Annotated in this window: 22 protein-coding genes; 13 read left to right on the top strand and 9 right to left on the bottom strand. The window is 71.2% G+C overall.

Translation table 11 applies throughout. The features are described 5' to 3' along the window. Positions 1 to 144: 144 nt before the first annotated feature. Together WBN91_RS24195 and WBN91_RS24200 are read right to left on the bottom strand one after the other, a co-directional pair. Positions 145 to 531, bottom strand: a complete 387-nt coding sequence (locus WBN91_RS24195) for a very short patch repair endonuclease (protein WP_337726547.1) — start codon at positions 529 to 531, stop codon at positions 145 to 147. A 47-nt stretch (positions 532 to 578) separates the two neighbouring features. Next, positions 579 to 1,313, bottom strand: coding sequence for a hypothetical protein (locus tag WBN91_RS24200; RefSeq protein ID WP_337726526.1), 735 nt, complete (start codon positions 1,311 to 1,313; stop codon positions 579 to 581). Between WBN91_RS24200 and WBN91_RS24205 the strand changes: the two genes are divergently transcribed. Then, positions 1,312 to 4,272: a DEAD/DEAH box helicase gene (locus WBN91_RS24205; RefSeq protein ID WP_443217788.1), complete on the top strand. Its 2,961-nt coding sequence runs from the start codon at positions 1,312 to 1,314 to the stop codon at positions 4,270 to 4,272. The two genes, WBN91_RS24200 and WBN91_RS24205, sit on opposite strands and share 2 nt — an antisense overlap. After that, complete coding sequence (locus WBN91_RS24210) at positions 4,265 to 5,080, top strand: SWIM zinc finger family protein (RefSeq protein ID WP_337726528.1); 816 nt, start codon at positions 4,265 to 4,267, stop codon at positions 5,078 to 5,080. The genes WBN91_RS24205 and WBN91_RS24210 overlap by 8 nt, the downstream gene beginning before the upstream one ends. Positions 5,081 to 5,084: 4 nt before the next feature. Here WBN91_RS24210 and WBN91_RS24215 read toward each other — a convergent pair whose 3' ends face one another. Both WBN91_RS24215 and WBN91_RS24220 read right to left on the bottom strand, forming a co-directional pair. Beyond that, a complete protein-coding gene (locus WBN91_RS24215; protein WP_337726529.1) occupies positions 5,085 to 5,369 on the bottom strand; it encodes a MoaD/ThiS family protein in 285 nt (94 codons plus the stop codon). Continuing rightward, positions 5,369 to 6,427: a WD40/YVTN/BNR-like repeat-containing protein gene (locus tag WBN91_RS24220; protein WP_337726530.1), complete on the bottom strand. Its 1,059-nt coding sequence runs from the start codon at positions 6,425 to 6,427 to the stop codon at positions 5,369 to 5,371. Before WBN91_RS24220 ends, WBN91_RS24215 begins: the two co-directional genes overlap by 1 nt. A gap of 143 nt (positions 6,428 to 6,570) precedes the next feature. On the opposite strand from WBN91_RS24220, the gene WBN91_RS24225 reads away from it, so the two are divergent. Both WBN91_RS24225 and WBN91_RS24230 read left to right on the top strand, forming a co-directional pair. Next, positions 6,571 to 8,280 (top strand): acyl-CoA dehydrogenase, encoded by a 1,710-nt coding sequence (locus WBN91_RS24225; protein ID WP_337726531.1) that lies wholly within the window; start codon positions 6,571 to 6,573, stop codon positions 8,278 to 8,280. A gap of 150 nt (positions 8,281 to 8,430) precedes the next feature. Then, the gene (locus WBN91_RS24230) at positions 8,431 to 8,838 is read left to right on the top strand and encodes a nuclear transport factor 2 family protein (RefSeq protein WP_337726532.1); all 408 of its coding nucleotides are present in this window, start codon (positions 8,431 to 8,433) and stop codon (positions 8,836 to 8,838) included. 1 nt (position 8,839) lies between these two features. Here WBN91_RS24230 and cspE read toward each other — a convergent pair whose 3' ends face one another. Next, positions 8,840 to 9,046, bottom strand: a complete 207-nt coding sequence (cspE, locus tag WBN91_RS24235) for a transcription antiterminator/RNA stability regulator CspE (protein ID WP_337726533.1) — start codon at positions 9,044 to 9,046, stop codon at positions 8,840 to 8,842. A 248-nt stretch (positions 9,047 to 9,294) separates the two neighbouring features. Between cspE and WBN91_RS24240 the strand changes: the two genes are divergently transcribed. Beyond that, positions 9,295 to 9,618, top strand: a complete 324-nt coding sequence (locus WBN91_RS24240; protein WP_337726534.1) for a hypothetical protein — start codon at positions 9,295 to 9,297, stop codon at positions 9,616 to 9,618. Positions 9,619 to 9,641: 23 nt separating this feature from the next. Further along, positions 9,642 to 10,364 carry a hypothetical protein gene (locus WBN91_RS24245; protein WP_337726535.1) on the top strand — a complete coding sequence of 241 codons (723 nt, stop codon included), beginning with the start codon at positions 9,642 to 9,644 and terminating at the stop codon, positions 10,362 to 10,364. Here the strand turns inward: WBN91_RS24245 and WBN91_RS24250 are convergent. Both WBN91_RS24250 and WBN91_RS24255 read right to left on the bottom strand, forming a co-directional pair. Next, entirely contained in the window at positions 10,361 to 10,789 is a 429-nt protein-coding gene (locus tag WBN91_RS24250; protein ID WP_337726536.1) for a pyridoxamine 5'-phosphate oxidase family protein, read from the bottom strand. The genes WBN91_RS24245 and WBN91_RS24250 overlap by 4 nt on opposite strands. A gap of 2 nt (positions 10,790 to 10,791) precedes the next feature. Next, positions 10,792 to 11,448, bottom strand: coding sequence for a DUF899 family protein (locus tag WBN91_RS24255; RefSeq protein WP_337726537.1), 657 nt, complete (start codon positions 11,446 to 11,448; stop codon positions 10,792 to 10,794). Positions 11,449 to 11,529: 81 nt separating this feature from the next. Between WBN91_RS24255 and WBN91_RS24260 the strand changes: the two genes are divergently transcribed. After that, positions 11,530 to 11,973 (top strand): winged helix-turn-helix transcriptional regulator, encoded by a 444-nt coding sequence (locus tag WBN91_RS24260; protein WP_337726538.1) that lies wholly within the window; start codon positions 11,530 to 11,532, stop codon positions 11,971 to 11,973. Here the strand turns inward: WBN91_RS24260 and WBN91_RS24265 are convergent. Further along, on the bottom strand, positions 11,966 to 13,081 hold the full coding sequence (locus WBN91_RS24265) for a sugar ABC transporter substrate-binding protein (protein ID WP_337726539.1): 1,116 nt from the start codon (positions 13,079 to 13,081) through the stop codon (positions 11,966 to 11,968). The two genes, WBN91_RS24260 and WBN91_RS24265, sit on opposite strands and share 8 nt — an antisense overlap. 301 nt (positions 13,082 to 13,382) lie before the next feature. Here WBN91_RS24265 and WBN91_RS24270 point away from each other — a divergent pair, with 301 nt between their 5' ends. Continuing rightward, entirely contained in the window at positions 13,383 to 15,104 is a 1,722-nt protein-coding gene (locus WBN91_RS24270) for a S8 family serine peptidase (RefSeq protein WP_337726540.1), read from the top strand. Between the two features lie 80 nt (positions 15,105 to 15,184). Here WBN91_RS24270 and WBN91_RS24275 read toward each other — a convergent pair whose 3' ends face one another. Continuing rightward, positions 15,185 to 18,127 (bottom strand): glycine--tRNA ligase, encoded by a 2,943-nt coding sequence (locus WBN91_RS24275; RefSeq protein WP_337726548.1) that lies wholly within the window; start codon positions 18,125 to 18,127, stop codon positions 15,185 to 15,187. 1,019 nt (positions 18,128 to 19,146) lie between these two features. Between WBN91_RS24275 and WBN91_RS24280 the strand changes: the two genes are divergently transcribed. From WBN91_RS24280 to WBN91_RS24300, 5 genes are all read left to right on the top strand, one after another. Beyond that, positions 19,147 to 20,586 carry an LCP family protein gene (locus tag WBN91_RS24280; RefSeq protein WP_337726541.1) on the top strand — a complete coding sequence of 480 codons (1,440 nt, stop codon included), beginning with the start codon at positions 19,147 to 19,149 and terminating at the stop codon, positions 20,584 to 20,586. A 13-nt stretch (positions 20,587 to 20,599) separates the two neighbouring features. Further along, the gene (locus WBN91_RS24285; protein ID WP_337726542.1) at positions 20,600 to 21,265 is read left to right on the top strand and encodes a SanA/YdcF family protein; all 666 of its coding nucleotides are present in this window, start codon (positions 20,600 to 20,602) and stop codon (positions 21,263 to 21,265) included. Positions 21,266 to 21,398: 133 nt separating this feature from the next. Next, positions 21,399 to 21,881: a helix-turn-helix domain-containing protein gene (locus WBN91_RS24290; RefSeq protein WP_337726543.1), complete on the top strand. Its 483-nt coding sequence runs from the start codon at positions 21,399 to 21,401 to the stop codon at positions 21,879 to 21,881. A 115-nt stretch (positions 21,882 to 21,996) separates the two neighbouring features. Then, positions 21,997 to 23,175 carry a Mur ligase family protein gene (locus tag WBN91_RS24295; RefSeq protein ID WP_337726545.1) on the top strand — a complete coding sequence of 393 codons (1,179 nt, stop codon included), beginning with the start codon at positions 21,997 to 21,999 and terminating at the stop codon, positions 23,173 to 23,175. Further along, positions 23,172 to 23,882 carry a type 1 glutamine amidotransferase gene (locus WBN91_RS24300; protein WP_337726546.1) on the top strand — a complete coding sequence of 237 codons (711 nt, stop codon included), beginning with the start codon at positions 23,172 to 23,174 and terminating at the stop codon, positions 23,880 to 23,882. The genes WBN91_RS24295 and WBN91_RS24300 overlap by 4 nt, the downstream gene beginning before the upstream one ends. Positions 23,883 to 24,116 lie beyond the last annotated feature (234 nt).

Genomic DNA, 24,116 nt, shown 5'->3' on the forward strand with positions numbered 1-24,116 from the left:
GCGTGCCTCCGGCCGAAGGTGCTTGCCTCCGGGCGGCGGCGCATGCCTCCGGGCGGCCGTGCGGGCCTCCGGGCGAAGGTGCCGGCCTCCGGCCCCCGATGTCCATTGTCCCAGCGGGGTACGACATTGCTGGGCGTGGTGGGGTCAGGGGCGTTTGGGGCGGCGGGTGTCGACGGCGGTGTGGATGCGGGTGGCGGCGGTGGTGGGGTCTTCGTGTTCCCAGACGCGTACCGCTAGCCAGCCCGCTTCGGCCAGGAGGTGGTCGGTGTTGGCGTCGCGGGCCTGGTTGGTCTCGATCTTGGTGCGCCAGAAGTCGCTGTTGCGCTTGGGCCACGTGCCGTGGTCCGGGCAGCCGTGCCAGAAGCAGCCGTCCACGAACACCGCGACCTTCGCCGGGCCGAAGACGACGTCCGCCTCCCGGCGCACGGCCTTGATCGGGCGCTGGTGCACGCGGTAGCGCAGGCCCAGGCGGTGCAGTTCCTTGCGCAGCGCCACCTCGATCCCCGTGTCGCGGGAGCGCTGCCTGCTCATCCTCTGGCTGGTGTCGGCCGTGGTCGGGAGGTTCGGCACGCGGTCAATCATGGACCATCCGGGTACAGGATCCGGCGGAGACTCCTCGCGGCTCGGTCGAGGTCGTGGCGGGAGGGCAGGGTGACGCAGCCGACCTGTTCGTGGTCGGCGATCGCCAGGTCGTGGAAGAAGAACGGCGGCATGGCCTGGATCAGGAGGCGGGCCGAGCGGTGCGCGCCGCCGCGGGGGTTGAGGATCAGGCGCTCCGCCCAGGCGTCCACGTCGAAGACCAAGTCGGCCAACGGGTGCACGCGCACGTCCAAGTCCGACTGACGCAGGTGTGCGATCACGGACAGGTAGCGCAGGAAGTCCGCGAACTCCCCGACCACCTTGTGGCGCATGGCGTCCCGCGCCAGCGCACGGTCGGTGGTCGAGGCGATCGCCTCCGCCGCCGGAGTCCACAGCATCGCCCTGGTCGGCTCGTCGGACTCGCAGAACTCCCGGAACTCGTCCCAGACCGGTAATCGGCCCAGCCGCTCCACCACGTGGTGCGCCACCTGCGTGAACGGGAACTCCGGCCGCCACTGCCGGATCTCCGGCACGTCGGGGGGCCGGTCGGCGCTCGGGAGGCTCGCACAGGCCGAGCGGACGTCGTCGGGCGTGACCCGCAGGACCGCCGTGGCGGCGTGGGACATCACCCGCTCCACCAGCGGTGTCCGGTCGCGGAACCAGCCATTGAAGCGGTACCTCGTGTCCTGCGTGACGTTGAAGGTCTTGCGCACGTCCATAGCGGTGATCGTCATGACCCAGAGGGTACGGACGAGCACCGACAGTCCCGGCGAATGCGCTGGTCGGGGACCGCATAGAGTCGGGAGCGTGTTGGTGCTCCACGGGCTGTGCGCGCCCGACGGGCGGACGGCCGTCTGGGCCGAGGACGCCCGCCTCCCGGTGAAGGTCGGCTCGCGGCTGCCCAAGTCGCCCGTGCCGCACCCGTTCGCGGTGGACGGCGCGGACCTCGCGGCCCTGGTGGACGGCAAGCACGGCGAACTGGTGGTCCGCCTCCCCTCCTACGCCTCCGGCCCTGCCGAGTCGCCGGAACTGGTGCGCGACCCGCTGGCCAAGCCGCCGGTGCGGCGGGGCGCGGTGCGGCTGCGGTCCTGGGTGGTGCCGGTGGTGTGGGTGGACGACGTGCCCGACGCGCTGCCCGAGGCCCGGCTCGGCGCGTCGGCCCGCTACCTGGCCGAGGTGGTCGCGTTCGCCCGGGACCTGGTGGCGCGGGGCCGGGTCGTGCCCGGTGGCGACGCGCGCTGGCGGGCGGCGCCCGAACGGCTGCGGCTGACCCGGTTGCGGGACGCCATGCCGCCCGCGTTCCGCGCGGTGGACGGGGTCGACGACCCGCTCGACGCCGTGCTGGACGCGGTGGTGGACAAGGAGGTCCGCGGCCGGCTGCGGGACGTCGAGGTCGACGGGCGCGGTGTCGTGGGGCGGTGGCTGAAGGCGCTCACCGGCACCGGGTCGGCGCCGCACGACGACGCCCTGGTCAACGCCGTCGAGGCGTGGCGGGCGGAAGAGTCGGAGCTGGTGCGGACCTGCTTCCGGCTCGCCTCCCCCGACCAGGGCGGACCGGACCAGGAGGGGTGGCGGCTGGAGTTCCTGCTCCAGGTCGTGGACGAGCCGAGCGTCCTGGTGCCGGCGCGGGACGTCTGGCGCCACGACGCCGTGCTGCGGCGGTGGACGCCCAGGCCCGAGGAAGTCCTGCTCGGCGACCTGGGCCGCGCCTCACGGCTGTTCCCGGCGCTGGACCGCGCGCTGGCCGAGCGCCACCCGGCCGCCGTGGACCTCGACCTGGACGGCGCCTACGACTTCCTGACCCGGGCGTCGCTGCTGGCCGAGGCCGGGTTCGGGGTCATGCTGCCGTCGTGGTGGCGGCACCCGCGGCAGATCGGGCTGTCGCTGACCGCGACCAGCCGGGGCGCGGCCGGTGTCGTGGCCAAGGAGAGCGAACTGGGCATGAAGGCCCTGCTCGACTACCGCTGGGACCTCGCCCTGGGCGACGAAAAGCTCACCCAGGCGGAACTGTCCGCCCTGGCCAAGGCGAAGTCGCCGCTGGTCCGGGTGCGCGGCCAGTGGGTGCACCTGGACCGGGCGCGGCTGGCCGAGGGCCTGGCGGTGCTGGGCAGCGGGCGGATGACCGCGGGGCAGGTGCTGCGGATCGCGGCCGGCGACGACCCCGACCTGCCGCTGCCGGTTACCGCCATGCACGCGGACGGGTGGCTCGGCGATCTGCTGTCCGGCGAGGCGGAACAACGGCTCGACACCGTGGAGGCACCGGAAGGCCTGACGGCGGTGCTGCGGCCCTACCAGCTGCGCGGCTTGTCGTGGCTGGTGTTCCTGGACCGGCTCGGGTTGGGCGCGTGCCTGGCCGACGACATGGGTCTCGGCAAGACCGTCCAGTTGCTGGCGCTGGAGGCGTACGCGCGGCAGCACGTGACGAGGCCGCCGACGTTGCTGATCTGCCCCATGTCGGTGGTCGGCAACTGGCAGCGCGAGGCGGAGCGGTTCACCCCGGGCCTGAAGGTCCACGTGCACCACGGCGGCGACCGGGTCGCGTCGGCGTTGCGTGGGAAGCACGACCTGGTGATCACGACCTACGCCGTGGCCACCCGGGACGCGGCGGCGTTGGCCGAGGTCGAGTGGGACCGTGTGGTGCTCGACGAGGCCCAGAACGTCAAGAACAGCGCCACCCGCCAGTCCCGGGCGGTCCGAGGGCTGCCCGCACGGCACCGGGTCGCGCTCACGGGGACGCCGGTGGAGAACCGGCTCGCCGAGCTGTGGTCGATCATGGACTTCGTCAACCCGGGCCTGCTGGGCACGGTCAACACCTTCCGCGCCCGCTACGCCGTGCCGATCGAACGGCACCACGACGACGAGGCCGCGGTCCGGCTGCGCAAGGTGACCAGGCCGTTCGTGCTGCGCCGGCTCAAGACCGACCCCCGGATCATCGACGACCTGCCGGAGAAGATCGAGGTCAAGCAGCTGTGCACGCTGACCGCCGAGCAGGCCACGCTCTACCAGGCGGTCCTGGACGACATGTTCGCCCGGATCGCCGAGGCCGAGGGGATCAAGCGCAAGGGCCTGGTGCTGGCGACCATGTCCCGGCTCAAGCAGGTGTGCAACCACCCCGCGCAGCTGCTGGGCGACGGGTCCAGGGTCGCCGGGCGGTCGGGGAAGCTGGCGCGGCTGGAGGAGGTGCTGGAGGAAGCGCTCGCCGATGGCGACAAGGCGTTGTGCTTCACCCAGTTCACCAAGTTCGGCGCGATGGTGGTGCCACACCTCTCCGCGCGGTTCGACACCGAAGTGCTGTACCTGCACGGCGGGACGCCCGCCAAGGCGCGCGACGAGATGGTGCGGCGGTTCCAGGAACCCGACGGGCCTTCGGTGTTCGTGCTGTCGTTGAAGGCGGGCGGGACCGGGCTCAACCTGACCGCGGCGAACCACGTGATCCACCTGGACCGGTGGTGGAACCCGGCGGTGGAGGACCAGGCCACGGACCGGGCGTTCCGGATCGGGCAGCGGTCGCACGTGCAGGTGCGCAAGTTCGTGTGCGTGGGCACGGTGGAGGACCGGATCGACCGGATGATCGAGGAGAAGCGCGGGTTGGCGCGGCTGGTGGTCGGGGCCGGGGAGGACTGGTTGACCGAGCTGTCCACGGCGGAGTTGCGGGACCTGTTCGCGTTGTCCGGGGAGGCCGTCGGTGAGTGACTGGCACGGCGAGCGGCCGTACTCGCGACCCATCCGGGTCGAGGGCGGGTTGACGCTGCGCAGCAAGCGGGGCGAGGTCGCCCGGACGTGGTGGTCGCGGCGGTTCATCGAGGTCCTGGAGTCGTTCGGCATGGGCGGGCGGCTCGCGCGCGGGCGGACCTACGCGCGGACCGGGCAGGTGATGTCGCTGTCGCTGTCCACCAGCGTGGTGGTGGCGCTGGTGATGGGGTCGCGGCCGGAGCCGTACCGGGCGCGGATCGGGGTGCGGAAGTTCTCCGACGAGGACTGGGTGCGCATCGAGCGGGCGTTGGCCGACCGGGCGGTGTTCGCGGCCAAGCTGCTGGCCGGGGAGATGCCGGCGGAGATCGAGGAGTTGTTCGCGGGGCTGGGGTTGGCGTTGTTCCCGGCGTCGCCGCGCGAGATGTCGATGGACTGCACCTGCCCGGACTGGGAGGTGCCGTGCAAGCACCTGGCGGCGGCCTGCTACCTGCTGGCGGAGTCGTTCGACGCGGACCCGTTCGAGATCCTGGCCTGGCGGGGACGCGGTCGGGAGGACCTGCTGGAGCGCCTGCGCGAGTTGCGCGCGCCGATGCCCGCCGGGGGGACGGCGGTCGACGAGCGGCTGCCCGCGCTGGAGACCGTGCTGGACGCCTTCTGGCAGCGGCCCGCGGCGGAGGCGGTGCCGGCGCCGGACGAGCCGGTGGCGCACCACCCCGGCGCGGTGTTGGACCGGTTGGGACCCCTTTCGGTTCGCGGGCGGTCGGTGACGGACGAACTCCGGCCGCTGTACCGGAGGTTGGGCGGCTGACGGTTCAGCCGCCGGCCACCGAAGGCAGGATCTGGATCTCGGTGTTCGGGCGCAGCACGGTGGCCGGGCCGTCGAGGCGGCGGCACTCCTCGCCGTCCAGGTAGAAGTTCACGTACCGGCGCAGGGACGCGCGCTCGTCGCGCAGGCGGCGGTCCAGCAGGGGGTACCGGCCGGCCAGCTCGTCCAGCACCGCGCCCAACGTGGCCGGCTCCGGGACGTCCAGTTCCAGCGTGGACTGGTTGGCCGCCGCCGGCCGCAACACGCCCGGCAGCAAGACGGTGATCTTCATCAGACCTCCGCCGCCCGCACGCACACCACGTCGGGCAGGTGTTCGACCACCCGGTGCCACGTCTCGCCCTCGTCCGGGCTGGCGTAGACCGAGCCCGAGCGGGAGCCGAAGTAGATCCCCGCGGGTGTGGCTGTGTCCGTGCACATCGCGTCCCGCATGACGGCTGTCCAGAAGCCGTCCGGCAGGCCGGTGTGCAGCGCTGTCCAGGATTCGCCGCCGTCCGGGGAGCGGTAGACCGCGCACTGCCCGCCCGGCGGGAACCGCTCGCCATCGGCGACCAGCGGGAAGTTGTAGACCACCTCCGGGTCGTGCGGGTGGACGGCGATGGGGAAGCCGAAGTCCGAGGGCAGGCCGTCGGCGATGGAGTCCCAGGTGGCGCCGCCGTCCGACGACCGGTACACGCCGTGGTGGTTCTGGAGGTACAGGCGGTCCGGCGCGGACGGGTGGCGCGCGATCTTGTGGACGCACTGCCCGAACTCCGGGTACGGGTCGGGGAGGAAGTACGCCTTCACGCCCTTGTTGCTCGCCTCCCACGACTCGCCGCCATCGGCTGTGCGGTAGACGCCGCCGGTCGACATGGCCACGGTGAGCCGGCTCGGGTCGGCCGGGTCCGGCAGGATCGTGTGGATCGCCTGACCGCCGAAGCCCGCGCCCCACTCCTTGCGGTGCGGGTGGTCCCACAGGCCCCGGACCAGCGAGTATGTCCGGCCACCGTCCTCCGAGCGGAACAGCGCGGACGGCTGGGTGCCGGCGTAGACGACATCGGGGTCGTCGGTGAGGGCCAGCTGCCACACCCGTTCCAGGGCTGTGTCCTCCGGGAACGCGATGGGCGCGTGGTCCGGCTCCTCCCAGGTCTCGCCGAGGTCGTCGCTGGTCATGACCGTGGGGCCGAAGTGGGAGCTCGTGGTCCCGGCGAGCAGGCGGGGCCGACGCGGGTCGATGGCGACCGCGTACACCTCGGTCATGGGCAGCAGCGGCCCGCGGACCTCCCACGACGCCCGGTCGGGGCTGGTCGCGAGCCACAGGCCCTTTCGCGTGCCGATCGCGAGCAGGTGCATGTCTTCCTCCAGCGGCTGCGTGTGACGTGGAGCACGCTACGCGGGGGGTACGACAACCACCCGCCGACGGCGCGGGGAAGGCGGGGGCGGCGCGACAAGTTACCCGCTGGTAACGTGCCTGCGCAGACGAAGGGAGCAGGCCGGTGTTGTTCGATCCCAACAGCTTCGAGGGCACGCACCTCGACCCCGAGAGCAGGCGTCTGCTGCGGGCCACCATCGACTGGTTCGAGGAGCGCGGCAAGCGCCGCCTCATCGCCGACGACCAGTCCCGGGTCTGGTACGCCGAGTTCCTGGAGTTCCAGGCGCGCGAGAAGTTGTTCGCCACCTTCCTCACCCCGGCGGCCGAGGGCGGGGGCGACCCGAACAAGCGCTGGGACGCCACCCGCAACGCCGTCCTGAGCGAGATCCTCGGGTTCTACGGCCTCCAGTACTGGTACACCTGGCAGGTCACCGTGCTGGGCCTCGGCCCGATCTGGATGAGCGACAACGCGGCGGCCAAGAAGCGGGCCGCCGACCTGCTCGACGCCGGCGCGGTGTTCGCGTTCGGCCTGTCCGAGAAGGAACACGGCGCGGACGTCTACTCCACGGACATGGTGCTGACCCCCACCGCCGACGGCGGTTTCGTCGCCAACGGCGGCAAGTACTACATCGGCAACGGCAACGTGGCCGGGATGGTGTCGGTGTTCGGCCGCCGCGCCGACGTCGAGGGACCGGACGGGTACGTGTTCTTCGCGGTGGACAGCGGCCACCCGAACTACAAGCTGGTCAAGAACGTCGTGGACTCGCAGATGTTCGTCAGCGAGTTCCGCCTGGAGGACTACCCGGTCGCGGCGGAAGACGTGCTGCACACCGGCGCGGAAGCCTTCAGCGCCGCCCTGAACACCGTCAACGTGGGCAAGTTCAACCTGTGCACGGCGTCGATCGGCATCGCCGAACACGCCACGTTCGAGGCGATCACCCACGCGCACAACCGAGTCCTGTACGGCAAGCGGGTCACGGACTTCCCGCACGTCCGGCAGAACTTCGTGGACGCCTACGCCCGACTGGCGGCCATGAAGCTGTTCGCGGACCGATCCGTGGACTACTTCCGCACCGCCTCACCGGAAGACCGCCGATACCTGCTGTTCAACCCCATCACCAAGATGAAGGTGACCAGCGAGGGCGAACAGGTGATCGACCTGCTGTGGGACGTCATCGCTGCCAAGGGGTTCGAGAAGGACACGTACTTCTCGATGGCCGGCCGTGACATCGGCGCGCTGCCCAAGCTCGAAGGCACGGTCCACGTGAACTTGGCCCTGGTGCTGAAGTTCATGCCGGCGTACCTGTTCCTGCCCACCGAGTTCGACACCGTGCCCACCGTGCACGACCCGAAGGACGACGACTTCTTCTGGCGGCAGGGACCGGCCCGTGGCCTGGGCTCCATCCGCTTCCACGACTGGGAGACGGCCTACCGGAGCTTCGCCCAGGTGCCCAACGTGGCACGGTTCCACCAGCAGGCGCAGTCCCTGCGGACGCTGCTGACCACCGCCGCGCCGGACGCGGAACAGCAGGCGGACCTGGACTTCCTGCTGACGCTGGGCCAGTTGTTCACGCTGGTCGTCTACGGGCAGCTGGTGTTGGAACAGGCGGCGGCGACCGACGTCGACGCGGACCTGCTGGACCAGATCTTCGACGTGCTGGTGCGGGACTACTCGGCGTGGGCCGTGGCCCTGCACGGCAAGTCCTCGTCGACCGGCGCACAGCAGGAGTGGGCGCTGGGTCAGGTCCGCAAGCCCGTGGTGGACCGGGAGCGGTTCGAGCGGGTGTGGGAGCGGGTCGCGGCCCTGTCCGGCACCTACGAGATGCGCCCGTAGCCCGCACGCGTCCGGCAGGCCGCGTCCAGGAAGCGAAGCGCTCGACCAGAGACGAGCGCTGCGCCTTAGGCGTGGTCTGCCGGCGTGCGTCTTGACTGGTGCCGTCGACGGGTGTTTGGGTCGGGCTCCTGGGCGAGGGAAGGGGACGCCGTGACCGCGTCCAAGTCGCTCCGGGCGCTGCGCGAGGCCATCGTGCTGGAGCACCTGGAAGCGGAGAACGAGCGGGAGTTCGAGGCCGCCGTCGGGGTGTTCGACCGTCCCCTGTGGGAGGTCGTGGCCACCGGCGAGGTGCTGGAGGGGCGGGCCGCCGTCGTCGAGCACTACCGGCGGGCGCCCGGATCGCACAGCCGGCTCGACTCGCTGCACCACGCCGACAGCGCGGTGATCGTCGAACTGCGGGTGGACGGGGCCGCGGGACCGGCGCGCAGCAGCGTGTTCTTCCTGTTCGACGGCGCCCGGCTCATCGGCAAGCGGGTCTACGCCGTGGCGCAAGAGAAGAGCCGCCACCCCGTGGCCGGGATGGCGGCTCCACTGCTATCCGATGGAAATCGGACCTAGGTCAGACCGGTCGAACCGCCTGCGCCTGCGGGCCCTTCTGGCCCTGGCCGATCTCGAACTCCACCCGCTGGTTCTCTTCCAGCGTGCGGTAGCCGGAGGACTGGATCTCCGAGTAGTGCACGAACACGTCCGCGCCACCGTTGTCCGGGGAGATGAAGCCGAAGCCCTTCTCCGCGTTGAACCACTTGACGGTGCCCTGAACTGCCATCTTGCTACTTCTCCTCTAACAGGTGCCGGATCGCGCTTGCGACCACCGGGTCCGTTGGGGCGACGAGCCCCTCACTGTCGAGGAAGATCTACGCCCGCAACTCCGATCCGCGAGCGTGGTGGAACACGAACACAGATAGGTACGACCAAGAACAGTCAACCACGACAACCCGGCGACAGTCGAGAAGGAGAAGGCGGCGAGTCGCGCTGCTACGGTGGGCGAGGACGCGATCACAGGGGGTCCTCGCCATGACCGAACCCGTTCTGGTGACCATCGCCGCCGCGCTCGCCACCCGCTCCTCCGCCGGCCTGTACGCGCTGGTCCGGGCCAGGTTCGCGGACGACCCGACCGCCACCGCCGCGCTCGTCGCCGCGGAGGGCGCCGCACCGGGTTCGCCGCAAGTCGCCGCCTTGGCCGAGGTCCTGCGGAGGGCCGAAGCCGAGGACCCCGCGTTCGCCGCCCGCCTCCGCCGTGAACACGAACGGGGGCGCGTCACCAACAGGGTGACCGGACGCGTCACCGGATTGGTGGTGCAGGCGGAGGAGATCACCGGGGACATCACCCTGAAGTAGGCCGGTCGAGTGAAGATGGTGGGGTGTTCTCCGCCCTCCACCTCCCCCAGACCCGGTTGTTGTCCTTCTTCTTCGGCCTGGTGGTCACGTTCGTCCTGATCAGGATCAGCGTGCGGCTGATCCGGGCGAAGGTGCGCTGGTGGCCGGGCAACATCACCCCCGGCGGCACGCACATCCACCACGTCGTGTTCGGCACGGTGTTCATGCTGGTCGGCGGCGTGACGGGGCTGGCCGTGCCGGACGAGGAGCACGGGTGGCGGGTGGCCGCGTCGGCGCTGCTGGGCGTGGGGGCGGCGCTGGTGCTGGACGAGTTCGCGCTGATCCTGCACCTGCGGGACGTGTACTGGGAGAAGGACGGCCGGCTGTCGGTGGACGCGGTGTTCCTGGCCATCGGCATGACCGGCCTGCTGCTGCTGGGCGCCCGGCCGCTGGGGTACGACGAGTTCTACGGCGAGGGCGTGTGGCTGCGGGTGGTGGTCATCCTGGTCAACCTCGGCTTCGCCATCGTCGCGCTGCTCAAGGGCAAGGTGTGGACCGGGTTGCTGGGGCTGCTGGTGCCGGTCCTGCCCGAGATCGGCGCGCTGCGGCTGGCCCGGCCGGGTTCGCCGTGGGCGCGCTGGCGCTACACCGAGGGGTCCCGCAAGCTGCGCCGCGCCTACCGGCGGGAGGCGCGGGTGCGGCAGCCGCTGATCCGGGCGAAGATCCGGTTCCAGGAGTTCATCTCCGGCCGCCACGACGGCGACTAGCCGGCCAGGCTGGTGAGCCAGCGGTCCGGACGGCCGGTGAACAGGACGAACGTGCCCGCCGGGTGGGCGATCTCGGCCTCGGCGAACTCGCGGGCGTCGTCCTCGGGCATGTACCGGGCGGCGACGGCGACCACGTCCTCCACCGCCGGTGGCCCTTCAGTCCGGACGACTGTGCACTCGGCGGTCACGTAGGCGTACGGGGGCTCGGCCCGTTGCACGCACAGGCTGAACGCGCCGGTGTCGGCCAACAGCCGGGTCTTGCGCGCCGAACGCCCCTGCGTGCCGGTGAAGAAGCTGATCAGCCCGTCGCGGTAGGCGTAGAAGACCGGAACGGTGAGCGGCGGGCGGTTCCGGGCGGCGATGGTCAGCACCGCCACGTGCGGTTCGGCGAGGAACGCGTCGCGCTCGGCCGGGGTGAGGTCCACCGTCAGCTCCCGTACTCGTCGCGCGGGCGCAGCCAGGCCATCGTCGGGGTCTGGGGCCAGCCTTCGGGTGAGTCCTCCCAGGTCTCCTGGCGGCCGTACGGGGTGAGGTCGAGGAGGTTGAAGTCCAGCCGCAGGCGGTCCACACCGCGTGAGGTCGTGTAGTAGCTGTAGAAGACCTCGTCGCCGTCGCGCAGGAAGACGCTCAGGCGGAAGCCGCCCTCCAGGCCGATCTCGGTGTAGAAGGCAGGGTCGGCGGAGTACCACGGCACGGTCCAGCCGAAGCGGTCGCGCACGGCGTCGATCTCGGCGCGGGGCGCGCGGGACATCAGCACCAGCGTGGTGTCGCGGGCGTTGAGGTGGGACTGGTCGGCGATGTTGTCGGTGAACGACGTGCAGCCCCCGCACACCCAGTCCTGGCCGGGTTCGAGCATGTGGTGGTAGACGACCAGTTGGCGGCGGCCGGCGAACACGTCGGTGAGGCCGACGAGCGAGCCGTCCGGCGCGGTGAACCGGTGGTCGGTGGACAGGCGGACCATCGGCAGCCGGCGGCGGGCGGCGGCCAGGGCGTCCAGTGCCCGCGTCTGCTCCTTCTCGCGCACGAGCAGGTCGGCCAGCGCACCCTGCCACTGGTCCTTCGACACGACGTCCGGGCGGTTCATGACACCTCCAGGTGAGTTCCTTGAGGGAACCCTAGCAGGCATCAGTTCCTTCAGGGAACCCTTCGGCGTAGACTCGGGTGGGTGCAGCGGACTGACTTCGGGACCATGACGTGCTCCATCGCGCGCACGCTGGACGTGATCGGCGAACCCTGGTCGCCGCTGATCCTGCGCGACGTCTACGCGGGCATCACCCGGTTCGACCGCATCCAGGAGGACCTCGGGATCTCCCGCAAGGTGCTCACCGAACGCCTCAAGTGGCTGGTCGAACGCGAAGTGCTGGAACGGCGCGAGTACGCCACCAACCGCTACGAGTACGCGCTCACCGAACGCGGCACCGAACTGGTCGAGGTGCTGATGGTGATGGTGCGGTGGGGCGACCGGTGGGTCTCCCCCGACGGGCCGCCCGTGCTGTACCGGCACCACGCGTGCGGGCAGGTCAGCCACGTCGAGCTGACCTGCGCCCACTGCGGCGGGCCGATGACCGCGAAGGACATCGACCTGCTCGCCGGACCCGGCTCTAGTTGACCAGGATGCCCAACTCGTCGCACACCGGCTTGACGTCGCCCGCGCACAGGTCCACGGACTTCACCACGCTCTCCGCCACCAGCCGCCGCACGTCGGCCTTGGTGATCAGGTCCGCGCCCAGCAGCACCGACTTCACGTCCCGGCGCGAGACCAGGTCGCGGGTGTTGCCGGTGGCCAGGTCGTCCGCGCCGCTGAGGTCGCCGCGCGCCACCGCGATCGCCAGCCGGGCCGCCGCCTCCGCCTCGTCGCGGATCGGCTTGTAGACGGTCATGCACTGGTCGCCGCGCAGCACCGCGCGCAGGCCCTCCAGGGTGGCGTCCTGACCGGTCACCGGGACCTTGCCGGCCAGGCCACGCGCCTTGAGCACCTCGATCACCGCGCCCGCGAGACCGTCGTTGGCGGCGACCACGCCGTCCACCCGGCCGCCGTTGTCGTCCAGGATCTGCTCGAAGGTCGCCTTGCCCCGCACCGGGTCCCAGTTGTCGACCGGTTGGCTCTTCACCAGCTTCAACGCGCCGGCGTCGTACTTCGGGCCCAGCTTGCGGCGCTGGCCGTCGGCGAACAGGGTCGCGTTGTTGTCCGTCGGCGCGCCCTGGATTTCGATGATCTGCGCGCCCGGCTTGTTGCCCAGGCACTTCAGCAGGCCCTCGGCCTGGAGTTCGCCGACGTTGAGGTTGTCGAACGAGACGTAGTACTCGGCCTGGCCGCCGAGGCTGATCCGGTCGTAGTTGATGACCGGGATGCCCGCCTGCTTGGCCTTGCGCTCGACGGTCGCGCCGCCCTCGGTGCTCAGCGGCGTGGTCATCAGGACCTTCACGCCCTGCGCGATCATGGCGTCGGCGAGGCTCTGGAACTTCTTCTCGTCGCCCTCGGCGTTCTCGATCAGCGGCGTGATGCCGGCGAAGTTCAGCGCGGACTCCAGCAGCGGCCGGTCCTGCTCCTCCCAGCGGTCCGACGACGCGCGGTCGGGCAGGATCACGCCCACCACGGGCTTGTCCGCCGGGTTGAGCGGCGCGACGGCCGTGCCGCTGGGCTTGCGCTCCACGCCGCAGGCCGCCGCGGTCAGGACGAGCAGCGCGCAGCACACCACTCCGCGTAGTCTTCGCATTCGCCAACCCCTTGCGCGGACCGACCGCCGTCCGGTGTATCGAAACAGAGTGTGCGGATTCCATCCCTCGCGGAGCGGCTTCGTCAAGATGCAGCAACGCTTTTGTGCCGAATGGACCGCTCCGGTCGACCTGTGGATGTCGAAAGCGCAGGTCGGATCGTTACCCAAAGCCACGATGTAACTGCGCGCGCACGTCCGGCTACGGATCTCACTGACTACGAAAGACGTCTACCGGGACGGGGTTTTGTTTGCCAGGGTGTCGCCCGACCCATACCCCCTCCGGGTCTGTGAGGAGACACGCGTGAGAACACGCAGAATCGTTCCGTCGGCGTTGGTGGTGGCGACCACCGCCGCCCTGCTGGCGACCGGGACACAGCCCGCGACCGGCCAGCAGGGCACCGTCGACTTCACCGTCGTCGTCGAGGAAGGCGCGAGCGCCGACGCGGCCAAGGCCGCCGTGGCCGCCGCCGGTGGCGAGGTCGTCGGCGAGAACACCGCCGTCGGCACCCTGACCGTCAAGGCGCCCGCGGCGGGCTTCGTGCAGCGCGTCTCCGCCTCCGACGCGGTGCTCGGTGCGACCGGCCTCAAGCCGCTGGGCGCGGCCCCGACCGAGACCCCGCGCAACCGGGAGTGGAAGGTCGTCGAACGCGAGCACCTGGGCGGCGCCGCGCCGTCCCCGGCGCAGTCCTCCGACGCCACGGCGGGCATGGACCCGTTGGACGACAAGCTGTGGGGCCTGAAGCTGGTCCGCTCCGACCTGTCCCGCACCCGGCAGGCCGGCGACAAGCGGGTCTACGTCGGCATCCTGGACACCGGCGTCGACGGCAACCACCCGGACATCGCGCCGAACTTCAACCGCGCGCTGTCCCGCAACTTCACCATCGACATCCCCGCCGACCCCAACGGCGGCGAAGTCGACGGTCCGTGCGAGTTCCGCGGCTGCGTGGACCCCAACGACCACGACGACAACGGCCACGGCACGCACGTCGCCGGCACGATCGGCGCGGCGGCCAACGGCTTCGGCGTCTCCGGCGTCGCGCCGAACGTGTCCCTGGTGAACATCCGCGGCGCCCAGGACTCCGGCTACTTCTTCCTCCAGCCGGTCGTGGACGCGATCACCTACGGCGCCGACGTCGGCCTCGACGTGATCAACATGTCGTTCTACATCGACCCGTGGTACATGAACTGCCTCGACAACCCGGCCGACAGCCCGGAGGCCAGGATCGAGCAGCGCGCCACCATCACGGCCGTGCAGCGGGCGCTGAACTACGCCCACCGCAAGGGCGTGACCCTCATCGCGGCCGGCGGCAACAACCACGAGGACCTGGGCAACCCGCGCACCGACGCCCAGAGCCCGAACTACCCGGTGGGCACGAGCTACCCGCGCGCCATCGACAACGCCACCTGCCTGCACCTGCCGACCGAGGGCGAGCACGTCATCTCGATCTCCTCGCTCGGCCCGTCGACCGCCAAGGCCGACTACTCCAACTGGGGCACCGAGCAGACCGACCTGTCCGCCCCCGGCGGCTGGTTCCGCGACGGCTTCGGCACCCCGTGGTACCGCACCAACGAAAACCTGATCCGCTCCACGTACCCCCGCAACGTGGCACTGGCCGAAGGCAACATCGACGAGGCCGGCAACGTCACCCCGAAGGGCGAAGCGGCCGGCGTGGCGAAGTACTGCACCGGCACCACCTGCGGCTACTACCAGTACCTCCAGGGCACCTCGATGGCCGCTCCCCACGCCGCCGGCGTGGCCGCCCTCGTGGTGAGCGAGTACGGCAAGAAGGACCGGGCCCACCCGGGCACCCTGACCCTGTCCCCGGACAAGGTCGAGAAGGTCCTGATCAAGACCGCGACGCAGCGCGCGTGCCCGGTCCCGCGCACGGTCTCGTACGAGCGGGAGGGCCGCCCGGCCGAGTTCACCGCGACCTGCGAGGGTGACACGCAGTTCAACGGCTTCTACGGCCACGGCATCGTGGACGCCTACAGCGCCGTGACCCGCGGCGGCAGCTTCATCTGATCTGCTGACGCGAAAGGCCCTCGCCACGCCGGCGGGGGCCTTTCGCCTTGCTCGGGGAGGTTCTGCTCCCGCTCGGGGGATCAGCCCAACGCCGTGCCCAGCGCCTGCCAGTCCAGCACCGGCGCGGCCAGGTCGCGGATCGACGCCAGCAACCCGAGGCGGGCCTTGCGGACCTCCGGGTCCTCGGCCATGACGAGCACCTCGTCGAAGAACGTGTTCACCGGCCCGGTCAACCCGCTCGCCGCCGACGCGAACGCCGCCAACCCCGTGCCCTCGAACGACACCTCCGCCAACGCCTTGTGCAGCGCCACCTCGGCAGGCTCGCTCAACACCCCCGCGTCGTACTCCGGCGCAGTCTCCGCCGGCACGATCCGCCGCACCCGCTGCAAAGCCGCAACAAGCGCCGCGAACTCCTCCGACCCGGCCAACTCCGTCAACTCGGCCAACGTCTCATCAGCCTGAGCCGGGGCATCCGCCAACGGCAGCACCGCGTTCACGAACCGATGGTCATGACCCGCATCCAACAACTGCTGCTCGTACCGCCGCACCGCAAACTCCCGAGCGGCCTCCAGAGCATCCGCCGAGACATCCAAATCCTGCGCCGCCAACGACAACGCACGAGTCAACGTGATGTCCCGCAACTCCGGGAAGGCCCGCAGCACACTCACCGCACCCAACGCCGCCCGCCGCAACCCGAACGGGTCGGAGCTACCCGTCGGGTTGGCACCGATGCCGAACAGACCCGCCAACAGGTCAAACCGATCCGCCAGCGACAACAGCGCACCCGCCCGCGACGCCGGCATGGCGTCGCCGGCCGACCTGGGAAGCTCCATCTCGTACAAGGCCTGGGCGACCTCGGACGTCTCGCCCGCCCGCACCGCGTACTCCCGAGCCATCACGCCGGCCAGACTCGACAGCTCGATCACCATCTGCGACCCAAGGTCGAACTTGGCCAGCTCACCAGCCCGCACCAAGGTCTCGTCCGCGCCACCGACCGCCTCGGCGAGCCGACCGGCCAGGACCGCGATCCGCCCCGCACGGTCGGCCATCGAGCCGAGCTTGTCGGCGAAGGTCAGCTTCTCCAGGCCCGCCTTCATGTCCGCCAGCGGAGTACGCAGGTCGGCACGCCAGAAGAACGCCGCGTCCTCGTACCGCGCCCGCAGCACAGCCTCGTTGCCGCGCCGCACCAGGTCCTCGTCCACCGAGCCGTTCGCCACCGCGACGAAGTGCGGCAGGAGTGCTCCGTCCTCGGTGCGGATCGGCAGGTAGCGCTGGTGCTTGCGCATGACCGTGGTCAGGATCTGCTGCGGCAGTTCCAGGTACTTCGCGTCGAACGAGCCCAGCAGCGGGGTCGGCCGCTCGACCAGGTTGGTCACCTCGTCCAGCACGCCCTCGAAGTCCACGACGCCGCCGACCGACTTCGCCAACTCCGCCGCGCGCTCCACGATCACGTCGCCGCGGACCGACGCCGACGCCGTGATGCCGTGCCCCGCCAGGAACTCCAGGTATCCGTCCGCGGTGGACACCTCGACCACCGGGGTCTCGGCGGTCCGGTGCACGCGGGTGGTCGTGCCGGAGACCAGGGCGGACACGCCCACCGGGATCGGTGTCGTGCCCAGCAGCGCGAGCAGCCAGCGGATGGGGCGGGTGAACGACAGCTTCGGGTCGTTCCACTTCATGTTCTTCTCGGCCCGCAGCTCCGCCACCACCGACGCGAGCAGCGACCCCAGCACCTCGACCGCGCCGCCACCGGGCACGGTCTTGACCACGGCCACGTGCTCGACGCCGTTCTCCACGACCCGGGTCAGGTCGGCGACGTCCACGCCCTGACCGCGCGCGAAGCCCTGTGCGGCCTTGGTGGGCTCGCCGGAGGCGTCGAACGCGGCGGACACGCGCGGTCCGCGCATGGTCTTCTCGGCGTCGGGCTCGCGGGGCGAGACCTCGGGCACCAGGACCACGATCCGGCGCGGGGTGCCGTGCACCTGGACCTCGCCGTGCGTGAGCCGGGTGCCGGCGAGCTTCTCGGTCACGGCCGCGCGCACCGCCTCGACGGTCCTGGTGACCTCGGCGGGCGGCAGTTCCTCGGTGCCGATCTCGAACAGCAGCGTCTCGGGCTTGTCGGTGGCCCCGGCGGCGGGCAGCGCGGGTGCTTCCAGCGGCTCGACCAGGCCCAGCGGGTGCCCCAGCTCCTCGCGCCGCGCGGCCCACAGCTGCGCGACCTCGCGCGCCAGGCCCCGCATGCGGGCGAAGGCACGGGCGCGTTCTGTGGTGCTGATCGCACCGCGCGCGTCGAGCACGTTGAACGTGTGCGAGCACTTCAGCACGTAGTTGTGCGCGGGCACGGGCAGGCGGGCGTCGAGCATCCGCCGCGCCTCGGACGCGTACTCCTCGAACAGCCGCTTGTTGGCCTCGACGTCCGCGTCGTCCAGGTAGTAGCGGGACATCTCGTACTCGGCCTGGCCGAACGCCTCGCCGTAGGAGATGCCGGGCGCGTAGGCGATGTCCTTGAAGTGGTCGACGCCCTGCAACGCCATCATGATCCGCTCGATGCCGTAGGTGATCTCCACCGACACCGGGTCCAGCGACATGCCGCCGGCCTGCTGGAAGTACGTGAACTGGGTGATCTCCAGGCCGTCCAGCCACACCTCCCAGCCCAGGCCCCAGGCGCCCAGCGCGGGCGAGGCCCAGTTGTCCTCGACGAACCGCACGTCGTGGGCGCGCACGTCGATGCCGAGCGCTTCGAGGCTGCCCAGGTACAGCTCCTGCGGGTCGCCCGGGTCGGGCTTGAGGATGACCTGGAACTGGGTGTGGGTCTGGAGGCGGTTGGGATTCTCCCCGTACCGGGCGTCGTCGGGCCGCACGCTGGGCTCGACGTAGGCCACCCGCCACGGCTCGGGGCCGAGGACGCGCAGCACGGTCGCCGGGTTGAGGGTGCCCGCACCGACCTCGGTGTTGTACGGCTGCACGACGATGCAGCCCCGTTCGGTCCAGTACCTGGTCAGCGCCAGCAGCGCGTCCTGCATCGTGAGCACGGGGTGAAGTCTACGAACGGGGCACGGGTGCCCTCACCATCGGGCTACTTCACTGGTCACAGCCTGTCAAGACCCGGTATCCCCACGTCGTGGTGTGGGCCTGTGCCACCCTTTGGGCAACCTCAGAGGGCACCGGCACGTCCACCAGGGCAGGACCGGAACACAAGGGAGGAGCGCGAGTGGACAACCGGCCGCCGAGGCCGGGCGAACCCGACGGGTTCCGCCGGCGACCAGTGCCCCCTCGCGCACCGCAACCCCCGCGCGCGGGCCAAGACCCGCGCCGCACCCCCGCGGACCAGCCCCGCCCCGACCACCCACGCTCCACCGACCGGCCTTTCCCGGACGGCGACCCCCGCCGCTCGGGAACCCCGCGCAGTGGCGAACCTCACCCCCGCCCTCGCGGCGAGGCCCCGCGCTCGGCCGGCACCGGCCCGCGCGGCGACGCTCCACGCTCCGCAGGCCCCCGCGGTGACGAGCCCCGCAGCCGCTCCGCCGAGCCCCCGAGCCGCTCCAGCGACCCCCGCAGCCGCTCCGGCGAACCCCCGAGCCGCTCCGGCGAGTCTCCGAGCCGTTCTGGCCAGCCCCGGAGTCGTTCCGGCGAGTCGAGCCGTTCCAGCGAGCCCCCGCGCCCGACCAGCCGGTCCGGCGAAGCTCCGCGCCGCGACCCGCGCGCCGCTTCCGGCGAACCCCGCCGACCCGACCCCACCGGCGACCCTCGCAACCCCCGACGCACCCCCGACGCCCGTGGTGCGGCCGGCCGGGCGGGCGAGCCCCGCACATCCGCCGCACGTGCCGGCGACGCGGCTCGTGGCAGCGTGGCGCGCGCGGGTGCCGAAGGGGTCTCCCGCCGACCCGCCGGCCCGCGCGGCGAAGCAACCCGAGCCGAGGCAGCCCGAGGGGAAGCAGCCCGGGGCGCAGCCGGACCCCGCAGCCGGCCCCCGCAGCGTCCCCCGGCCCGCAGGCCGGCCCAGCGCAGGCCAGAGAAGAACGGCAACCTCTTCGGCCGCACGGTGGCGGCGTTCTTCTCCGTCGCCGTCCTCGTGGGCACCGGCTACGCCTGGGCGAACTTCCAGGCGCTCACCAACAACCTCACCACCACCGACGTCATCGGCGAGGAAGGTGGCGGCGAGCGCCCCGCGGACGGGTCCATCGACATCCTGATGGTCGGCATGGACGCCCGCACCGACGCCAAGGGCAACCCGCTCCCCCAGCACATCCTCGACGAGCTCCAGGCCGGCGACGAGACCGCGGGCGGGCTGAACACCGACACGATCATCCTCATGCACATCCCGAACGACACCGGCAAGGCGGTCGCTGTGTCGTTCCCCCGCGACTCGTACGTGAAGATCGCGGGCGGCTACGGCCGGCACAAGATCAACTCCGCGTACGGCTACGGCAAGAACGCCGCCGTGGCCGACCTGGAGAAGAAGGGCGTCAGCGACCCGGCCCAGGTCGAGCAGGAGTCGAAGAAGGCGGGCGCCAAGAACCTCATCCAGACCGTCCAGGACCTCACCGGCGTCACCATCGACCACTACGCCGAGATCAACCTGGTCGGCTTCTACGACATCACCAAGGCCGTCGGCGGCGTGGACGTCTGCCTCAACCAGGCCACCGAGGACGAGTACTCGGGCGCGGACTTCGCCAAGGGGCCGCAGACCATCCAGGGCCGGGAAGCCCTGTCCTTCGTCCGCCAGCGCTACGGCCTGCTGCGCGGCGACCTGGACCGGATCGTCCGCCAGCAGGTCTTCATGGCCGGCCTGGCCAAGAAGATGCTGTCCGCGGGCACGCTGTCCGACCCGGGCAAGCTGCGCTCGATGATCGACGCCCTGACCAAGTCGATCGTGCTGGACAAGGGCTGGGACGTGTTCAAGTTCGCGACCCAGATGAAGGACCTGTCCGGCGGCAACATCGAGTTCGAGACCATCCCGACCGGCAACCCCGAGCTGGAGACGCCCGAGGACGGCCAGGCCGTCCAGGTCGACGAGGCCGAGGTCAAGCGGTTCTTCAAGAACCTGGGCAAGCCGGCCGGGGGCACCTCGTCCACCGCGCCGAGCGTGGACCCGTCGACGGTCACGGTCGAGGTGCGCAACGCCTCGGGCACGGCCGGGCTGGCGGGCCGGGTGCTCGACGCGCTGGTCGCGAAGGGGTACGTCAGCGGCGGCGCGGCCAACGCCGACGCCCAGCTGGCGAAGTCCGTCGTCCGCTACGGCCAGGGCGGCGAGGCGGGCGCGCAGGCCGTCGCCGCCGCGCTGGGCGGGCTGGACGTCGAGCAGGACGACAACATCCCGACCGGCCACGCGCGGGTGTTCGTCGGCGGCGACTACTCCGGTCCGGGCTCGCAGAGCCTCGTCGGCACGCCGCTGCTGAGCTTGGACGGCGCGAAGAAGGCCCAGCCGCAGACCACCGAGGAGCCGCCGATCACGGCGGACGGGGTGCGCTGCGTCAACTGACCTGGGGGTACTCATGGGGGCGTTCCTGAAGCGGATCCGCTGGAAGCGGGTGCTGGTCGTGGTGGGGCTGGCGGCCGTGCTGGCGTCCGTGCCGCTGGTGTGGGTGCACGTGTCGAGCGCGCCCTACCGGCACGCGGCGGCGGACGTGCCCGAGACGCCGGTCGCGCTGGTGCTCGGCGCGGGCCTGCGCGGCGGCAAGCCGACGCCGTTCCTGGCCGGCCGCCTGGACGTGGCCGCCGACCTCTACCGGCGCGGCAAGGTCGAGGTGCTGCTGGTCAGCGGCGACAACAGCCGCAAGGAGTACGACGAGCCCACCGCCATGCGCGACTACCTGGTGGCCCGCGGCGTCCCGGCGGAGGTCGTCGTGGCGGACTACGCCGGGCTGGACACCTGGGACTCGTGCACGCGGGCCCGGCGCATCTTCGGTGTGACCAAGCTGACCGTGGTGACGCAGGAGTTCCACCTGCCGCGCGCGGTCGCGCTGTGCCGGTCGGCCGGGCTGGAGGCGTTCGGCGTGGGCCACGACACGTCCCGGCAGTGGGGCACCACGACCGCGTACGGGCACTTCCGCGAGGCGTTCGCGAGCGGCAAGGCGATGTGGGACGGCCTCGTCGCCAAGCCGGACCCGCGATTCCTCGGTCCGGTGGAAACCGGCGTGACCAGCGCACTTCGCCGCTGAACAGCTACTGACAGTACTTCTCGACTAGCCCGATCGGGGGATAAACCGGTCAAGTCGCGTAAGCGGAGGAAGGGTCACGCTTTCCATCTGCGTGGGGTCTGTCGGGGCCCCCGCGGACATGGAGGACTTGACGGTGCAGATCGACACAGCGGCGTACCAGCGCGTGCTCGGTGATGAGCTCCGCAGTCTTCGCAAGCAGCGCGGGTGGACCCGCAAGGAGCTCAACCGGCGCCTCCAGAGCGACATCTCGTTGCAGACGCTGGCCACCTACGAGCTGGGCACCCGGCAGTGCTCGGTGGTGCGGTTGGTCGAGATCTGCGTCGCGCTCGGCGTGCCCGCCCACCACGTCCTGGCCCGCGTGCACGACCGCGTGTTCGGCGACGCGCCCGCCGGGCACCTGGCCGTGGACCTGGCCGCCGTCGTCGCCGACGACCGGCCCCAACTGCTGCCGCTGCGCCGCTGGGCGCAGGGCAGGCTGCACCAGCTCCCGCCCGGCCAGCCGCCGGAGGTGCACCTGGACCTGCCGGCGCTGGAGTACATGGCGCAGTTGTGCCAGCTCAGCACGGTGGACCTGATCAGGACCCTGCGGGAGTTGGACGGCCACCGGCCCCGGTAGCATCGGCGGCACCCCTCCCCACCCCACCGACGCGGGAAGTCGCTTGCCGAACACTCCTGGTGCAGACCCAGCCCGCCTGCCGCTGCGCACTGCGGCGGCCGTGCGCCTGGGCAACATGAGCTCGAAGCTGTCGCAGAAGATGGGCCTGGGCGCGGGCGGCATGATCGGTGGCCGCGTGGCGCTCAAGCTGGACCCGCAAGCCCTGGCGCACCTGACCGCCGGCCGCGAGGTCGCCCTGGTCACCGGCACCAACGGCAAGACGACGAGCACGATGATGCTCGCGCGCGCCATGTCGGCCCTGGGCCAGGTCGCCACCAACCACGGCGGCGCGAACATGCCCGACGGGCACGTCACGGCGCTGTCCAAGCAGCCCGACGCGCCGTACGCCGTGCTGGAGGTGGACGAGGGGTACTTCCCCGAGGTCTGCCGCGCCAGCGCGCCCGGCGTGGCCGTGCTGCTCAACCTGTCCCGCGACCAGCTCGACCGGGTCGGCGAGGTCCGCACCATCGAGAAGTCGCTGCGCACGGCACTGGCCGGCGTGCCCGGCGTGGTCGTGGCCAACTGCGACGACATCATGGTCACCTCGGCCGCCCGCGACGCCAAGAACGTCGTCTGGGTCGCGACCGGCACGGGCTGGCACAACGACGCGGCCTCGTGCCCGCGCTGCGGCGACCCGATCCGCTGGCAGGGCGAGCACTGGCACTGCACCGGCTGCGACCTGGCCCGCCCCAAGCCGGACTGGGTGACCGGCGACGGCTACCTGGTCACCCCCAACGGCGAGAAGGTCGACCTGAGCCTGCGCCTGCCCGGCAAGTTCAACGCCGCCAACGCGGTGATGGCGACGGCGGCGGCGTTCGCACTGGGCGTGCCCGTGGCGGAGGCCGTCGAACGCCTGCGCGCGGTGTCCAACGTGGCCGGCCGCTACCGCACCATCCAACGCAGCGGCCACCGCGCCCGACTCCTGCTGTCGAAGAACCCGGCGGGCTGGAGCGAAACCCTCACCGTCGTCCGCGAGGCCGACCACCCGGCGGTGCTGGTGATCAACGCCCAGGAGGCGGACGGCCGCGACCTGTCGTGGCTGTGGGACGTGCCGTTCGAGCGACTGCGGGGCCGCCAGGTCATCGCGTCCGGCGAACGGGCGACCGACCTGGCCGTGCGCCTGACGTACGCCGAGGTGGAGCACACGATCGTCCCCGACCCCTTGAAGGCCATCGACGCGATGCCGCCCGGTGCCGTCGAGGTCATCGCCAACTACACCGCTTTCCGCGACCTGAACGCGAGGGCCGCCCAGTGAGTGCGTCGAAGGTCTCCATCGCCCTGGTCCTGCCGGACCTGCTCGGCACGTACGGCGACTTCGGCAACGCCGTGGTGCTGGAGAAGCGCATGGCGTGGCGCGGCATCCCCGCCGAGATCGTGACCATCCGCTTCGGCGAACCGGTACCGGACTCGTGCGACATCTACGTCGTAGGCGGCGGCGAGGACACAGCTCAAACCTTGGCCGTCCGCCACCTCCGCGACCACCCGGGGATGCAACGGGCAGCCGGCCGCGGTGCTGTCATCCTGGGCGTGTGCGCCGGCATCCAGATCTTCGGCGAACACTTCACCAGGGCCGACCAGGTCACCCACCCGGGCCTGGGCCTCATCGACTCCACGTCTCATGCAGGCGGCAGCCGAGCAATCGGCGAGGTCATCGCCACCCCTGCGGACGGCTTGTTCGAGGGCCTGCTGACCGGCTTCGAGAACCACCAGGGCCGAACGGTCCTGGGCCCCTCGGCGAGGCCCCTGGCGCATGTGAAGGTCGGCACCGGCAACGACGGCTCGGTGGAGGGCGCGGTACAGGGCCGAATCCTGTGCACCTACCTCCACGGCCCGGTCCTGCCCCGCAACCCACAGCTGGCGGACCTGCTGATCGAATGGGCCACCGGCACCAAGCCGGCACCGCTGGATCTGCCCGCCGTAACCCAGCTACGAGCCGAACGAGCCAAGGCCGCCGGCCTCTAACCACCCAACCCCGCTGCGCGCACTCTTCAGGGCGCGCAGCGGGCTTTTCACGAAACTGCCGCACGGCACACCTCTGCCTGGGCTTCTTGCTTGTGTCCATCCTTGGCGGCCTGCCCGCCGGCGAGGCTCTTTTAAGCTCTTCAAGATCTTTGAACTTGACGCTTCGCTCTCAAGCCGAACGCGCTTCGCGCTCTCAAGATCAAAAGCTAGCAGGGAGACCACCGATGGGGGGTG

Origin of the sequence: Saccharothrix sp. CCNWYY140 (assembly GCF_037401995.1) — a bacterium.
Classification (GTDB): Bacteria; Actinomycetota; Actinomycetes; order Mycobacteriales; family Pseudonocardiaceae; genus Actinosynnema.

What these genes read in the sequence shown, in the direction of transcription:
- WBN91_RS24195 (WP_337726547.1), bottom strand. Translation starts at nt 531, where the DNA reads ATGAGCAGGCAGCGCTCCCGCGACACGGGGATCGAGGTGGCGCTGCGC.
- WBN91_RS24205 (WP_443217788.1), top strand. Translation starts at nt 1,312, where the DNA reads ATGACCCAGAGGGTACGGACGAGCACCGACAGTCCCGGCGAATGCGCT.
- WBN91_RS24200 (WP_337726526.1), bottom strand. Translation starts at nt 1,313, where the DNA reads ATGACGATCACCGCTATGGACGTGCGCAAGACCTTCAACGTCACGCAG.
- WBN91_RS24215 (WP_337726529.1), bottom strand. Translation starts at nt 5,369, where the DNA reads ATGAAGATCACCGTCTTGCTGCCGGGCGTGTTGCGGCCGGCGGCGGCC.
- WBN91_RS24220 (WP_337726530.1), bottom strand. Translation starts at nt 6,427, where the DNA reads ATGCACCTGCTCGCGATCGGCACGCGAAAGGGCCTGTGGCTCGCGACC.
- cspE (WP_337726533.1), bottom strand. Translation starts at nt 9,046, where the DNA reads ATGGCAGTTCAGGGCACCGTCAAGTGGTTCAACGCGGAGAAGGGCTTC.
- WBN91_RS24240 (WP_337726534.1), top strand. Translation starts at nt 9,295, where the DNA reads ATGACCGAACCCGTTCTGGTGACCATCGCCGCCGCGCTCGCCACCCGC.
- WBN91_RS24255 (WP_337726537.1), bottom strand. Translation starts at nt 11,448, where the DNA reads ATGAACCGCCCGGACGTCGTGTCGAAGGACCAGTGGCAGGGTGCGCTG.
- WBN91_RS24265 (WP_337726539.1), bottom strand. Translation starts at nt 13,081, where the DNA reads ATGCGAAGACTACGCGGAGTGGTGTGCTGCGCGCTGCTCGTCCTGACC.
- WBN91_RS24275 (WP_337726548.1), bottom strand. Translation starts at nt 18,127, where the DNA reads ATGCAGGACGCGCTGCTGGCGCTGACCAGGTACTGGACCGAACGGGGC.
- WBN91_RS24285 (WP_337726542.1), top strand. Translation starts at nt 20,600, where the DNA reads ATGGGGGCGTTCCTGAAGCGGATCCGCTGGAAGCGGGTGCTGGTCGTG.
- WBN91_RS24295 (WP_337726545.1), top strand. Translation starts at nt 21,997, where the DNA reads ATGAGCTCGAAGCTGTCGCAGAAGATGGGCCTGGGCGCGGGCGGCATG.